We start from the raw sequence: 13,855 nt of genomic DNA, 5'->3' as shown, positions 1-13,855 counted from the left end.
CTAGAGCGCTCCCTTGGTCGAGGGGATGCGGTCCGCCTCGCGCGGGTCGAGGGCGATCGCCGCGCGCAAGGCCCGGGCGAGGCCCTTGAAGCAGCTCTCGGCGATGTGGTGGGAGTTGTCGCCGTACAGCGTCTCGACATGCAGCGTGATGCCGGCGTTCGAGGCGAAGGCCTGGAACCACTCGCGCACGAGCTCGGTGTCGAACGTCCCGATCTTCTGCGTCGGGAAGGCGGTGCGGAAGACGAGGAAGGGCCGGCCGGAGATGTCCACCGACACGCGGGTGAGCGCCTCGTCCATGGGCAGGTGAACGGTCGCGTAGCGGGCGATGCCGCGCTTGTCGCCCAGCGCCTCGCGGAAGGCCTGGCCGAGCGCGATGCCGACGTCCTCCACCGTGTGGTGATCGTCCACGTGCGTGTCGCCCTTGGCGTCGACCTCGAGGTCGAAGAGGGCATGGCGGGCGAGGAGGTCGAGCATGTGGTCGAAGAATCCGACCCCGGTCGCGATCGTCGCCTCGCCCTCGCCGTCGAGGGAAAGGGAGAGGGCGATCTGCGTCTCCGAGGTGCGGCGGTCGACGCGCGCGGCGCGCATGGCGGTTCGTCCCGTTTCGTGGTCGGGCGCGCGTTCTAGCAAGCGCCGGGCCGGAAGGCCAGCGGGCCGCGCCCCGGAATGCGAAACGCCTCCGGACGGCGACGTCCGGAGGCGCTCTCGATCGGCCCGCGCGACGCGCGACGGATCAGGCGTTCTGCGTGCCGCCGGGGGCCCCGCCCTGCGTCGCGGCGGCCTGCTGGGCGGCGGCGACGCGCTGGCGGTAGAGGGCCACGAAGTCGATCGGGTCGATGTAGAGCGGCGGGAAGCCGCCGTTGCGCACCGATTCCGCCACGATCTGGCGGGCGAAGGGGAACAGCAGGCGCGGGCACTCGATCATCACGACCGGATGGAGCTGCTCCTTGGGCACGTTCTTGACGCGGAAGACACCCGCATAGGTCAGCTCGAACTTGAACATGACGGCGTCGTCCGTCTTGGCGTCGCCCTCGAGCTTGAGCTCGACCTCGTAGTCGGTCTCGCTCATCTGCTTGGCGTTCACGTTGACCTGGATGCCGATCTTCGGCTGGGCCTGCTGCGGCGCGAGCGAACGCGGCGCGGTCGGGTTCTCGAAGGAGAAGTCCTTGGTGTACTGCGCGAGCGCGTTCAGCGAGGGGGCGGTGGTCTCGGCTGCGGCGTTGTCCTGCGCGCCATTGGTCGCCGGGGTGTCGGCCATCTCTCGTCTCCGATTTGCTGCGAGGGCGCCCGGCCGGGCGCGGTACGGCCTGGCGGAGCGCCCGCCGGCCCATGCGCACAGCGCGCTAACACGTCTCTCGGATGGGAACAAGCGCGGGCGGCCCCGTCAAAGGCTCGCCACTCTTGCCGGTAGTCTGGGGAGGCGACGTGCGAAAAAGCCGCTCATCGCGGCTGCTTGTCGCCGCGATGGGTGGATGTTACGACGCTCGTTGCCCATATGCGCAGATGGGCGCGGCGCGTGGTGGGGAGCGATCTCCGCCGCCGGCGCGCCGAGACCCGAGGCCCGACTTCCGGGGATTTCCAGGCCGGACCGACGATGCAAGAGTCTTTCGACCTCACGACGCTCATCTTTCTCGCGCTCGCCGTCTTCGTGATCTGGCGGCTGCGGTCCGTGCTCGGCACCAAGACCGGGAACGAGAAACCGCCCCGAGACGCGTTCGGACGCGAAACGCCCGGCTCCCGCGGCGCGCGCTCCGGCGGCGGCGACAATGTCGTGCGCCTGCCGAACGGCTCGGCCGGGGCGCCCTCCTCTCCCGACCGCTGGAAGGGCGTCGCCGCCCCCGGCGCGGCGGTGACGGAGGGCCTCGACGAGATCGCCCGCCAGGAGCCGCAATTCAACGGCCGCGAGTTCCTCGAAGGCGCCAAGATGGCCTACGAGATGATCGTGACCGCCTTCGCCGCCGGCGACCGCAAGACGCTCAAGGACCTCCTCTCGAAGGAGGTCTACGACGGCTTCGAGGCGGCCATCGCCGACCGGGAGACCCGAGGCGAGAAGGCGGAGACCACCTTCGTCGCCATCGACAAGGCCGAGATCACCGCCGCCGAGGTGAAGGGCAAGACCGCCCAGATCACGGTGCGGATCGTCTCCGAGCTGATCTCGGTGACGCGCTCGGCCGCCGGCGACGTGGTCGAGGGCTCCGCCGATCAGGTGGTCGACGTCACCGACGTGTGGACCTTCGCCCGCCAGCTCGGCGCGCGCGATCCGAACTGGCAGCTGGTGGCGACCGAAGCGGGTCAATGATCCGCGCGGCGTCGCTCGGCCTGTGCGCGCTCGGCGCCGCGATGACCCTCGCCCCCGCTCCCACCCTCGGCGCCGACGCCGTCGGCGGCGCGCGGCTGGAGAGGCTCGCCTTTTCCGACCTGCCGGGCTGGGCGCAGGACGACCACGCCGCCGCTCTCGCCGCCTTTCGCCTCACCTGCCCGCTCGTGATCGAGGGCCGCGCGGCCCTGCGCCCCGCGGCCCTTGCGAGCGGTGACCTCGCCGCGGCCTGCCGCGCCGCGCTGGAGCTTTCGGAAAACGCCCCGGCCGAGACGGCCCGCGCCTTCTTCGAGACCTGGTTCACGCCCCACCGCGTGCGGCCGCCCGGTGGCGCGGGCTTCCTCACCGGCTATTACGAGCCCGAGCTCGCGGGCGCGCTCCACCCCACCGCCCGCTTCGCGACCCCCCTTCGCGCCCGGCCGGCCGCGCTGGTCTCGCTCGCCGAGGGCGAGACGCGTCCCGGCCTCGACCCGATCCTTCGGGCGGCGCTGCCCGACGGCGCGGGCGGCCATCGCCCGGTCCCGACCCGCGCCGCGATCGAGGAAGGCGCGCTCGACGCCGACGCCCCGCCGATCGTGTGGCTGGAGCAGCCCGGCGAGGCCTTCATCGTTCACGTCCAGGGCTCGGCGCGCATCCGGCTCGAGGACGGGCGCGTGCTGCGCGTCGGCTACGCCGGCCGCAACGGCCATCCCTACACCTCGATCGGCCGGCTGCTGGTGGAGCGCGGCGCCATCGACAAGGACGCGATGAGCCTCGAGCGGCTCCTCGCCTGGCTGCGCGACCATCCGAAGGAGGCGCGCGCGCTGATGCGCGAGAACGCCTCCTACATCTTCTTCCGCCTCCTCGAGGACCACGACCCGGCGCTGGGGCCCGTCGGCGGGGCGGGAACGCCGCTCGTGCCGCACCGCTCCCTCGCGGTCGACCGGACGCTGTGGCCCTACGGCCTTCCGGTCTGGCTCGACGGCGCGATCCCGGACGCCGAGGGACGCGAGGCGCCGCTCGCCCGGCTGATGATCGCGCAGGACACCGGCTCGGCCATTCTCGGCCCGGCGCGGGGCGACTACTTCGCCGGATCGGGGGCGCAGGCCGGCACGCAGGCGGGCCTGATCCGCCATCGCGTCTCCTTCGTCGCCCTGCTGCCGCGACCGCGGCCGGAAGCGCTGCCATGAGCCGGCGGCGCAAGCGCGAGCTCACCGAGGAGGAGGAGAGCCTCTGGCGCCACGTGATCCGCCACGTCGCGCCGCTGAAGGGGCGAGACGGCTATCGCGAGGCTGAAAGCGCGACGTCCGCGCCCCCGAAGGTGACGCCGGCCGCGCCGCCGCCGCCGCGCCCCCCCACGCAGGCGCCCCCGCAGAAGCCCCGGGCGCCGACGGCGGCGCCCTATCGTCCGCGGCCGCCCGCGCCGCCGCCCATCCCCCCGCTCGCCGCCCTCGCCCGCAAGGAGCGCACCGCCCTCAACCGCCGCGCCCGGCGCCCCGACGCCACGCTCGACCTGCACGGCATGCGCCAGGCCGAGGCGCATTTCGCGCTGCTCGGCTTTCTGCGTCGCCAAGCGGCGGAGGGCGCGAGCATCGTCCTCGTGGTCACCGGCAAGGGCGGACCGCCGGGGGAGGGCAGCCTGTTCGACGAGCGCGGCGTGCTGCGCCGGGTCGTGCCGCACTGGCTGCGCGAGCCGGACCTGAGGGGCGTCGTGGTGGGCTTCGAGCCGGCGGCGCCGCATCACGGCGGGGAGGGCGCGCTCTACGTGCGCCTGCGCCGCCGCAACGGCCGCTGAGGAGGGCGCGCCCGCATGCCCCGCCGCTCCCGCGATCCGGACGGCGACGCCCGCGCGCTGACCCCGTTCGGCCGGCGCGTGCGCGCGCTGCGCGCCGCGCGCGGGCTCCAGCTCAAGCACATGGCCGCGCATCTGGGCGTCTCCAGCGCCTATCTCTCGGCGCTGGAGCGCGGCGAGCGCGGGCGGCCGACCTTCACCCTGGTCCAGGGCACGATCCAGTATTTCGGGGTGATCTGGGACGAGGCGGACGAGCTGCAGCGGCTCGCCGAGCTGTCCGACCCGGCCCCGCGGATCCCCGCCGCCGGCTGCGGACCGGACGCCGTCCTCCTCGCCAACCGTCTCGCGCGCGAGATCGACGGCCTCGGCGAGGCCCGGATCGCCGCCTGCCTTGCTATTCTGGATGGCGACGACCCGAGCGCCGGGGCGGTCCGCGACCTTGACGGATCGACGAGAAGCCGTTCTAACCTCGACCCGCCGCCAGCCGAAGACGCTCCATCCGATCCCGAACACAATTGAGGATTTTATGCCCGCGCTCGATGTCCTGACCCTCGGCAACGCCATCATCGACGTCATCGCCCATACCGACGAGGGCTTCCTCGTCGCCGAGAAGCTGCACAAGGGCTCGATGAACCTGATCGACGAGGCGCGCGCGGAAGACCTGTATTCCCGCATGGGCCAGGCGGCGATCATCTCCGGCGGCTGCGCCGCCAACACCGCCGTCGGCGCCGCCTCGCTCGGCGCGCGCGCCGGCTTCATCGGCAAGGTGAAGGACGACGAGCTCGGCCGGATCTACCGGCACGACATGAACGCCACGGGCGTGCGCTTCGACACCGGCTACGCCGATCCCGCCGGCCCGGCGACCGCGCGCTCCTTCATCCTGGTGACGCCCGACGGCGAGCGCACCATGAACACCTATCTCGGCGCCTGCCAGAACCTCTCCCCCGACGACATCGACGAGGAGACGGTGGCGAGCGCCCGGATCATCTATCTCGAGGGCTACCTCTGGGATCCGCCGGCGGCGAAGGAGGCCTTCCGCAAGGCCTCGACCATCGCCCATGCCGCGGGCGCCAAGGTGGCGCTCAGCCTCTCCGACTCCTTCTGCGTCGACCGTTATCGCGACGAGTTCCTCGAGCTCGCCCGCAACGGCCTGATCGACGTGCTCTTCGCCAACACCCACGAGATCAAGGCGCTCTACCAGACCGCCGACGAGGACGAGGCGGTGCGGGCGCTGCGCGAGGAGGGCTTCGCCCAGGGCCGCTTCGTCGGCGTGATCACCCGCTCGGAGCGCGGCTCGCTGATCGTCACCCGCGAGGGCACGCAGACGGTGGCCGCCCATCCGGTGGACCGGATCGTCGACCTCACGGGCGCCGGCGACCTCTATGCCGGCGGCTTCCTCGCCGGCGTGGTCCAGGACCGCGATCTCGTCGATTGCGGGCGCCTCGGCGCTCTCGCCGCCGCGGAGGTGATCGGCCATATCGGCGCCCGCCCGCAGCGCAGCCTGAAGGACATGGCGCAGGAAGAGGGGCTGATGTGACGTCCGCCGCTGGTCGCGAGCGTTTCGGGCGGGCATGATCGCCCCTCGACGAGAGGAGAGCGCCCCATGACCGCCGACGCACCCGCCCCGATTCCGGTCGACTGGTCGACGCTGCCCACGCCCGTGGACGACGGCGCGGCGGCGCATCTTCCCGGGATGCGCCTGCCGGACGTCACCCTGCCCGCCACCGACGGCGAGCCGGTGCGCCTCTCCGATCTCGGCGGGACGGTGGTGCTCTACGTCTATCCGATGACCGCCGAGCCGGGCGTGGAATTGCCTCCGGACTGGGGCGAGATCCCCGGAGCGAAGGGCTGCACGCCGCAATCCTGCGCCTTCCGCGACCATTTCGCGGAGCTGCGCGCGGCGGGCGCCGACGCGGTGTTCGGCGTCTCGACGCAGACGCGAGAGGCCCAGCAGGAGGCGGCCTCGCGGCTCGCCTTGCCCTTCCCGCTCCTCTCCGACGCCGACCTCGCGCTCGCGGACGCCCTGCAGCTTCCCACCTTCGCGGCGGGCGGCCGCACGCTGCACAAGCGCGTCACCCTGATCGCCCGCGACGGCGTGATCGAGACGGTGTTCTACCCGGTCTTTCCGCCGGACCGGAACGCCGCGGACGTGATCGCCTGGCTCCTCGCCCACCCCTGAGACGTCCTCACCGCCGTGCGCGCCGGCGCTGAAGCGTCTTCCAGCGCCGGGTCGCCGCGAGCACCAGTCGCGCCACCGGGCGGCGCAGGACGGGGACGTCGGTGGCGACGAGGATCAGGCCGAGCGGCAGCATCCAGATGCCGAGCACGGGCAGGAAGGAGAAGATCCCGCCGACCGTCAAGGCGAGCCCGAGGGGCAGCCGGACCCAGCGGCCCTCCGGCCGCCGCAGCCGCCGCACGGCCGGCGTCGCCCGCTCCGGCGCGATGGTCTCGACGCGGCGCAGCGCGTCCTCCAGGATCTTCTCGTCGTCCGCCATGAAGACTCGCTCGGTTGGACGTACCGAATCCAACCGCGCACCCGGGGGCGGCGTTCCGCCCGCAGCCGCCGGCGGGCAGCAGGCGAGCGCCGTGCGGCGCGCCCTATTCGGCCGCTTCGGCGGCGGGCAGGTAGTCGCGCCACACGGTCTCGCCCTTGAAGCCGGCGAGGAAAGCGGCATGCGCCGCGCGCTCGGCATCGGTGAGGCGGGAGGCGGCAGGGCGGCGCTCGGCGCGCGGTGCGGCGGCGACGAGGGCCGGACCGCGGCCGGCGCTCGGGGCGGAAAAGCCGAGATCGACCTGCTTGCCGCCGATCAGCTCGATATAGACCTCGGCCAGGATCTCGGCGTCGAGGAGCGCGCCGTGCTTGGTGCGCTTCGAATTGTCGATGCCGTAGCGGCTGCACAGCGCGTCGAGGCTCGCCGGCGCGCCGGGATGCTTGCGCCGGGCCATCATCAGCGTGTCGAGCACCTGGTCCGCCGGCCAGCGGGGCCGGCCGAGGCGCTCGAGCTCCATGTCGATGAAGCCCATGTCGAAGGGCGCGTTGTGGATCACGAGCCGCGCACCCTCGATGAAGGCGAGGAACTCCTCGCAGATCGCGGCGAAGACCGGCTTGTCGGCGAGGAACTGGTCGGAGAGCCCGTGCACCCGGAAGGCGCCCTCCGACATCTCCCGCTCGGGGTTGACGTAGCAGTGGAAGCTGCGCCCCGTCGGGATGTGGTTGAGGAGCTCGACGCAGCCGATCTCGACGATGCGGTCGCCGAGATCCGCGTCGCGGCCGGTGGTCTCGGTATCGAGGACGATCTCGCGCAAGGCTCGGGCTCCGGCAGGTTCTCTCGGCCGCTCTATCGGCGACGCGCCGCGCGGCCTTCGCGGCCGGCGAGCGCGCGCAGGATATCGCGCACCTGCCGCTCGGCGGAAGGGAAGCCGCGGCTCGTATCCACCAGGAAATGCGCGCGGGCGCGCTTCTCGGCGTCGGGAATCTGCCGCGCGAGGATGCCGGCGAGCTTCTCCTGCGTCATGCCGGCCCGCGCGAGGACCCGCTCGCGCTGGACCTCCGCCGGCGCTGTGACGACGCAGACCGCGTCGCAGAAGCGCTCGCCCCCGGTCTCGAAGAGAAGGGGAATGTCGAGAACGGCGATGGGCGCGCCGGAGGCCCGGGCGCGCTCCAGGAAGCGTTCGCGCTCGGCGGTGACGAGGGGGTGCACGATGGCCTCGAGCCGCGCCATGGCCTCGGGCTTGCCGATCACCATCGGCCCCAGAGCCGTGCGATCGACGACGCCCTCCCGGGTGGCGCCCGGGAAGGCCGCCTCGATCGCCGCCGCGGCCTCGCCGGCGTAAAGCGCGTGGACCGTCGCGTCCGCATCGTGGACCGGCGCGCCGGCGCGGCGGAACATGGCGGCGGTGGCCGACTTGCCCATGCCGATCGAGCCGGTGAGGCCGAGGACGAAGGTCATCGCGCGGCGCGCTCCAGGTCGGCCTCGACCAGCGCCCGCAGCTCCGGCGTCACCTCCGGGCGCACGCCGAACCAGCGCTCGAAGCCCGGCGCGGCCTGATGCAGCAGCATGCCGAGCCCGTCCACCGCCGCGAGGCCACGCGCGCGCGCGTCGCGCAGGAGATCGGTCTCGAGCGGCGCGTAGACGATGTCCGCGACGGCGGCGTGCTCCGGCAGCGGCGCGAGGTCGATCTCGAGCGGCGGCTTTCCGGTCATGCCCAGCGGCGTGGTGTTGACGACGAGGTCGGCGCGCGCCAGCGCCCGGTCGATATCGCCGATGGGGATGGCGGTCGTGCGCGTCGGCGCGAAGGCGAGGATCGGCGTCGCCTTGTCGACGTCGCGGGCGGCGACGATGACGCGCTCGAGCCCGCGGTCGAGGAGCCCCGCGACCACCGCCCGTCCGGCGCCCCCGGCGCCGAGCACGAGCGCGCAGCGCAACCGCTCCTCCCACCTGGACCCGAGGGCGGCGTCGAGGCTCGCGACGAAGCCGGTGACGTCGGTGTTGTCGCCGTGGAGGACGCCGTCCTCGAGCCACACCGTGTTGACCGCCTGCAGCCGCTGCGCCCGGCTCGACAGGGCGTCGACGAGACGGAAGGCCACCTCCTTGTGCGGAATCGTGACGTTGCCGCCCACATAGCCGCCCCGCGCGAGCCCGCGCAGGAAGCCGGGGAACTCGGCCGGGGGCACGTCCACCTTCTCGTAGACGCCCGCGATCCCGTAGCGCGCGAGCCAGTAGCCGTGGATCATCGGCGAGCGGGAATGGGCGATCGGGTGCCCGGCGACGAAGGCTTTGGGGTCTGGCATCGGGTTCTACATCTCGTCTCGTGCTCAGAGCGCCAACACGCCCAGATCCCGCAACGCGGCGAGGAGCGGGAAGATCGGCAGGCCGAGGATGGTGGAATGGTCGCCCTCGACCCACTCGAACAGATGCGCGCCGACGCCTTCGAGCTGATATCCGCCGACGCTCGTCGTGACGACGTCGCCGGCGAGGTCGAGATAGAGGTCGATGGCGGCGGCGTCGAGCCGGCGCATGGTGAGCCGGGCGCTCGCGAGATACTCGGCGACGATCGCGCCCTCGCGCGCGATCGCGACGCCGGAATGCAGCGCGTGCGTGCGCCCGGCGAGAGCGGCGATCTGCTCGCGCGCCGCCTCCCGCGAGGTCGGCTTGTGGAACAACCGGCGCTCGAGGGCGAGCGTCTGGTCCGCGCCGATCACGAGCGCCCGCGGCCGCGCGGCGGAGACGGACAGCGCCTTCTCGCGCGCGAGCGTGACGGCGAGCGTCTCCGGGCTCGCGCCGCCCGCGAGGGCCTGCGCCTCGATCGCCCGCTCGTCCACCTCGGGCCGCGCGGTCTCGAAGGCCAGCCCCGTCGCCGCGAGCAGCGTCTTGCGCGTCGCGGAGGTGGAGGCGAGGACGAGCGGCGCGGGATCGCGCCAGAGGCCGGGGACGGTCATGGCGCGCTCACGTGGCGATGAACTGCATGCGGTGGGCGCGGTAATGCTCGAGGATCGCCGCCGCGGTCTCCTCGATGGAGCGGCGGGTCACGTCGATCACCGGCCAACGCTTGCGGGCGAACAGCTTGCGGGAATAGGCGATCTCCTCGGCCACGCGCTCGCGGTCGGTGTAGTCGGTCTCCTCGTCGCCCGCATTGAGGGAGAGGAGCCGGTTCTGGCGGATCTGCACGATGCGCTCGGGGCTGGCGACGAGGCCGACGAAGAGCGGCTTCCTGGCGTCCTCGATCTGGGGCGGCAGCGGCACGTTCGGAACGAGGGGGATGTTCGCGGTCTTCAGCCCGCGATTGGCGAGATAGATGGCGGTCGGCGTCTTGGAGGTGCGCGAGACCCCGATGAGCACCACGTCCGCCTCCTCGATGTCGGCAGGGAGCTGCCCGTCGTCATGGAAGAGGGTGAAGTTCATCGCGTCGATGCGCTTGAAATAGTCGGCGTTGAGCATGTGCTGCGCCCCGGGGCGCGCCGTGGAATGGGCGCCGAGATAGGATTGCAGCAGGTTGTGCACCGGCGAGAGCACGGCGAGCGCCGGCGAGGCGTTCTCCCGGCAGGATTCCTCGAGCCGCTGGGCGAGATCCTGCTCGACGAGCGTGTAGAGCACGATGCCGGGCGCCGCCTCGATCTCGGCGATGACGCGCTCGAGCTGCGTCGCCGAGCGCACCAGCGGGTAGACGTGCTCGATGGCGGAAACGCCCTCGTACTGCGCCGCCACCGCGCGCGCCACCGTGATCAGGGTCTCGCCGGTCGAGTCCGAGACGAGGTGCAGGTGGAAGTAGCTGCGGGCCAAGATCGCCTCCTTCGCCGCGTCCTTCGCGAGCCGCGCTCTCCCCAGCCCGGCGGCCGGCGGAGTCGATCAGTGTGGATAAAGCGGGACGGCGCGCGGGTCCAGCCGGGGGCCTGTGGAGGAGGGCCCCATCCCGTCAACACCGGATTTTCTGGGGAAGCCCGCCGCGGCTATGGTGGGAATCGCGAGCGCGGGTCGTCGCGCCGCCGCGGGCGAGGTCGGGCCGGGATTCGTTAACCTCCTGTTAAGGACTACGGAATCCGATCCGCTACGGGATCGCGTCAAGACTTCCTCAACCATTCCATGGAGGCCGCCTCCGTGTGGAAGGCCTGTGGACGCTCTTGCGGCTCCGCTCTTCCCGCGTCCAGCAGAAACAGGATTCGATTCTAGTTCGATTTTCTGATTTGAGAGGCAGTGGGGAGGACGGCGAATGACCGAGCGAACGTCGCGCAAGCTGATGCGGGTCCTGGACGGCGAGGCGGTGTGGCCGCAGCCGATCTGGCTGATGCGCCAGGCCGGGCGCTATCTGCCGGAATATCGGGAAACGCGCGGCCGGGCCGGCGGGTTCCTGGAGCTCTGCTACAACCCGGATTTCGCGGTGGAGGTCACCCTCCAGCCGATCCGGCGCTTCGGCTTCGACGCCTCGATCCTGTTCTCGGACATCCTCGTCGTCCCGCACGCGCTCGGCCAGAAGGTCTGGTTCGAGGAGGGCGAGGGCCCGCGCCTCGCGCCGATCGCCACGCTCGACGACGTGAAGCGTCTCGGCGCCGACAAGGATCCGCTCGAGCACCTCGCGCCGGTCATCGAGACCGTGCGCCGGCTGCGCGCCGAGCTGCCCTCCGAGACGACGCTGCTCGGCTTCTGCGGCGCGCCCTGGACGCTCGCGAGCTACATGATCGCCGGGCGCTCGACGCCCGAGCAGGCGCCGCTGCGGCTCGCCGTCTATCGCGACCCCGCTTTCGTGATCGGGCTGATCGAGAGGCTCGTCGAGACCTCGATCCGCTACCTCGTCGCGCAGATCGACGCCGGCGCGGACGCGGTGCAGATCTTCGAGAGCATGGGCACGAGCCTGCCTCCTTCCCTCGTCGAGACGGTCTCCCTCGGCCCGCTGCGGCGGATCGTGGAGGGGGTGAAGGCCGAGCGTCCCCAGGCCCGAATCATCGTCTTCGTGCGCGGCGGCGGGCACCTGCATCGCCTGGCCGCCGCCGGCTTCGCGGACGCGGTGGGCGTCGACTGGCAGACGGACATCGCCGCCGCCGTCGCGCGGCTGCCGGAAGGGCTGCCGTCCCAGGGCAATCTCGACCCGCTCGCCCTCGTCGCCGGCGGCCGGGCTCTGGAGGAGGGGATCGACGCGATCCTCGCCGCGACCCGCGGGCGGCCGCACGTGTTCAATCTCGGCCACGGGATCGAGAAGGAAACGCCCATCGCCCATGTCGAGGCGATGATCGCGCGGGTGCGGGGAGCGTGACCACGTTGTTCGACGGGTATCTCTGGCTCAAGAGCCTGCACGTCATCGCCATCATCGCCTGGATGGCGGGCCTTCTCTACCTGCCGCGGCTGTTCGTCTACCACACGAGCGCCGAGGCGGGCTCGCAGCAGAGCGAGACCTTCAAGGTGATGGAGCGGCGGCTGCTCAAGGCGATCACGACGCCGGCGATGATCGTCTCGGTGGCGACGGGGCTCTGGCTCGGCTTTCTCGGCGGTTGGTGGAGCCAGGGCTGGCTGCACTTCAAGCTGCTGCTCGTCCTCGGCCTCCTTATTTCGCATCACCTGATGGCGCGCTACGTGAAGGCCTTCGCCGGGGACGCGAACGCCAAATCGTCCACGTACTACAGGGCCTTCAACGAGGCGCCGACCCTGCTCATGATCGGCATCGTCGTCCTCGTGATCGTGAAACCAATTTTCTGGTGAGCGCGTTTGGGGGTTGAGCGGGGTGCGAAAACGCGATAAGCAGCACCTTACCCTCCCTCTCACGACAGGTCGCGCTTTCGGTCAGGCGAACGAGGACCCGGCACAGCCCCGGCTCTCGACCTCGAAGCGACGTACGCGCCACGGCCTGTCGACCCCCGCCTCCGAGCGAACGTCCTCCCGGCGAACGGCCCATGATCGAAGACGATATCCTGAACGCCCCCATTCGAGAGAATTCTCCCGCTGATCCCGCCATGCGGGAGATCAAGCTGCAGGACCTCAAGTCCAAGACGGCGACCGAGCTGACGACCTTCGCGGAGGAGCTCGAGGTCGAGAACGCCAGCACCATGCGCAAGCAGGAGCTGATGTTCGCGATCCTCAAGCAGCTCGCCACCCGCGACGTCGAAATCATCGGCGAGGGGGTGGTCGAGGTGCTGCAGGACGGCTTCGGCTTCCTGCGCTCGTCGGATTCGAACTACCTGCCGGGCCCGGACGACATCTACATCTCGCCCTCGCAGATCCGCCGCTTCGGCCTGCGCACGGGCGACACGGTGGAGGGGCCGATCCGGGGGCCGAAGGAGGGCGAGCGCTATTTCGCCCTGCTCAAGGTCAACACGGTCAATTTCGAGGATCCCGAGAAGATCCGCCACAAGGTCCACTTCGACAACCTGACGCCGCTCTATCCGACCGAGCGTCTCAAGCTCGAGCAGCAGGACCCGACCCGCAAGGACTACTCGGCGCGGATCATCGACATCGTCTCGCCGATCGGCAAGGGCCAGCGCGGCCTCATCGTCGCCCCGCCGCGCACCGGCAAGACCGTGCTGATGCAGAACATCGCGCAGTCGATCACCACGAATCACCCGGAGTGCTACCTCATCGTGCTGCTCATCGACGAGCGGCCGGAGGAGGTCACGGACATGCAGCGCTCGGTGAAGGGCGAGGTGATCTCCTCGACCTTCGACGAGCCGGCGGTGCGCCACGTCCAGGTGGCGGAGATGGTGATCGAGAAGGCCAAGCGCCTGGTCGAGCACGGCCGCGACGTGGTCATCCTGCTCGATTCGATCACCCGTCTCGGCCGCGCCTACAACACGGTGGTGCCGTCCTCGGGCAAGGTGCTGACCGGCGGCGTCGACGCCAACGCGCTCCAGCGCCCCAAGCGCTTCTTCGGCGCGGCGCGAAACATCGAGGAAGGCGGCTCGCTGACCATCATCGCCACCGCGCTGATCGACACCGGCTCGCGCATGGACGAGGTGATCTTCGAGGAGTTCAAGGGCACCGGCAATTCCGAGATCATCCTCGACCGCAAGGTGGCCGACAAGCGCACCTTCCCGGCCCTCGACATCACCCGCTCGGGCACGCGCAAGGAGGAGCTCTTGGTTCCGCCGGACGTGCTCAAGAAGATGTACGTGCTGCGCCGCATCCTCAACCCGATGGGCACGGTGGACGCGATCGAGTTCCTGCTCGACAAGCTGCGCGCCACGAAGTCGAACGGCGAGTTCTTCGATTCGATGAACACGTGATCGCGGCGCCTGCGCGTCCCGACGAGAAAGCCGCCCTCCTGGGCGGCTTTGTCGCGTCGGG

17 protein-coding genes are annotated in these 13,855 nt (G+C 71.3%); 9 read left to right on the top strand and 8 right to left on the bottom strand.

Annotated elements, in window-relative coordinates; translation table 11 throughout:
* Together hisB and secB are read right to left on the bottom strand one after the other, a co-directional pair.
* On the bottom strand, positions 1-588 hold the full coding sequence (gene hisB / locus ABL310_RS24065) for an imidazoleglycerol-phosphate dehydratase HisB (RefSeq protein WP_349369523.1): 588 nt from the start codon (positions 586-588) through the stop codon (positions 1-3).
* A 145-nt stretch (positions 589-733) separates the two neighbouring features.
* Positions 734-1,258 carry a protein-export chaperone SecB gene (gene secB / locus ABL310_RS24060; protein ID WP_349369522.1) on the bottom strand — a complete coding sequence of 175 codons (525 nt, stop codon included), beginning with the start codon at positions 1,256-1,258 and terminating at the stop codon, positions 734-736.
* Between the two features lie 336 nt (positions 1,259-1,594).
* On the opposite strand from secB, the gene ABL310_RS24055 reads away from it, so the two are divergent.
* The 6 genes from ABL310_RS24055 to ABL310_RS24030 all read left to right on the top strand — a co-directional run bounded on the left by ABL310_RS24055 (position 1,595) and on the right by ABL310_RS24030 (position 6,267).
* Positions 1,595-2,299, top strand: a complete 705-nt coding sequence (locus tag ABL310_RS24055) for a Tim44/TimA family putative adaptor protein (RefSeq protein ID WP_349369521.1) — start codon at positions 1,595-1,597, stop codon at positions 2,297-2,299.
* Entirely contained in the window at positions 2,296-3,486 is a 1,191-nt protein-coding gene (locus ABL310_RS24050; protein ID WP_349369520.1) for an MltA domain-containing protein, read from the top strand. The genes ABL310_RS24055 and ABL310_RS24050 overlap by 4 nt, the downstream gene beginning before the upstream one ends.
* Positions 3,483-4,091, top strand: a complete 609-nt coding sequence (locus ABL310_RS24045; RefSeq protein WP_349369519.1) for a Smr/MutS family protein — start codon at positions 3,483-3,485, stop codon at positions 4,089-4,091. Before ABL310_RS24050 ends, ABL310_RS24045 begins: the two co-directional genes overlap by 4 nt.
* A 15-nt stretch (positions 4,092-4,106) precedes the next feature.
* Positions 4,107-4,607: a helix-turn-helix domain-containing protein gene (locus tag ABL310_RS24040; RefSeq protein ID WP_349369518.1), complete on the top strand. Its 501-nt coding sequence runs from the start codon at positions 4,107-4,109 to the stop codon at positions 4,605-4,607.
* Positions 4,608-4,614: 7 nt separating this feature from the next.
* Positions 4,615-5,625 (top strand): adenosine kinase, encoded by a 1,011-nt coding sequence (locus ABL310_RS24035; protein WP_349369517.1) that lies wholly within the window; start codon positions 4,615-4,617, stop codon positions 5,623-5,625.
* Positions 5,626-5,691: 66 nt separating this feature from the next.
* Positions 5,692-6,267 carry a peroxiredoxin gene (locus tag ABL310_RS24030; protein WP_349369516.1) on the top strand — a complete coding sequence of 192 codons (576 nt, stop codon included), beginning with the start codon at positions 5,692-5,694 and terminating at the stop codon, positions 6,265-6,267.
* A gap of 7 nt (positions 6,268-6,274) precedes the next feature.
* Here the strand turns inward: ABL310_RS24030 and ABL310_RS24025 are convergent, their stop codons facing one another.
* From ABL310_RS24025 to ABL310_RS24000, 6 genes are all read right to left on the bottom strand, one after another.
* On the bottom strand, positions 6,275-6,583 hold the full coding sequence (locus ABL310_RS24025; protein WP_349369515.1) for a hypothetical protein: 309 nt from the start codon (positions 6,581-6,583) through the stop codon (positions 6,275-6,277).
* 103 nt (positions 6,584-6,686) lie between these two features.
* Positions 6,687-7,394, bottom strand: coding sequence for a DNA polymerase III subunit epsilon (dnaQ, locus tag ABL310_RS24020; RefSeq protein ID WP_349369514.1), 708 nt, complete (start codon positions 7,392-7,394; stop codon positions 6,687-6,689).
* 32 nt (positions 7,395-7,426) lie between these two features.
* A complete protein-coding gene (gene coaE / locus ABL310_RS24015; protein ID WP_349369513.1) occupies positions 7,427-8,038 on the bottom strand; it encodes a dephospho-CoA kinase in 612 nt (203 codons plus the stop codon).
* Positions 8,035-8,880: a shikimate dehydrogenase gene (locus ABL310_RS24010; protein ID WP_349369512.1), complete on the bottom strand. Its 846-nt coding sequence runs from the start codon at positions 8,878-8,880 to the stop codon at positions 8,035-8,037. The genes coaE and ABL310_RS24010 overlap by 4 nt, the downstream gene beginning before the upstream one ends.
* 24 nt (positions 8,881-8,904) lie before the next feature.
* On the bottom strand, positions 8,905-9,528 hold the full coding sequence (locus tag ABL310_RS24005) for a Maf family protein (RefSeq protein ID WP_349369511.1): 624 nt from the start codon (positions 9,526-9,528) through the stop codon (positions 8,905-8,907).
* 7 nt (positions 9,529-9,535) lie between these two features.
* A complete protein-coding gene (locus ABL310_RS24000; RefSeq protein WP_349369510.1) occupies positions 9,536-10,369 on the bottom strand; it encodes a pyruvate, water dikinase regulatory protein in 834 nt (277 codons plus the stop codon).
* A 427-nt stretch (positions 10,370-10,796) separates the two neighbouring features.
* Here ABL310_RS24000 and hemE point away from each other — a divergent pair, with 427 nt between their 5' ends.
* The 3 genes from hemE to rho all read left to right on the top strand — a co-directional run bounded on the left by hemE (position 10,797) and on the right by rho (position 13,794).
* Positions 10,797-11,834, top strand: coding sequence for a uroporphyrinogen decarboxylase (hemE, locus tag ABL310_RS23995; protein WP_349369509.1), 1,038 nt, complete (start codon positions 10,797-10,799; stop codon positions 11,832-11,834).
* Positions 11,831-12,277: a protoporphyrinogen oxidase HemJ gene (gene hemJ / locus ABL310_RS23990; RefSeq protein ID WP_374730351.1), complete on the top strand. Its 447-nt coding sequence runs from the start codon at positions 11,831-11,833 to the stop codon at positions 12,275-12,277. Before hemE ends, hemJ begins: the two co-directional genes overlap by 4 nt.
* A gap of 251 nt (positions 12,278-12,528) precedes the next feature.
* On the top strand, positions 12,529-13,794 hold the full coding sequence (rho, locus tag ABL310_RS23985) for a transcription termination factor Rho (RefSeq protein WP_349369508.1): 1,266 nt from the start codon (positions 12,529-12,531) through the stop codon (positions 13,792-13,794).
* Positions 13,795-13,855: the final 61 nt, after the last annotated feature.

It is taken from the genome of Salinarimonas sp., assembly GCF_040111675.1.
Taxonomy (GTDB): domain Bacteria; phylum Pseudomonadota; class Alphaproteobacteria; order Rhizobiales; family Beijerinckiaceae; genus Salinarimonas.
The sequence above is the reverse complement of the archived record's forward strand: the minus strand, read 5'-3'. Positions and strand labels throughout refer to the sequence as shown.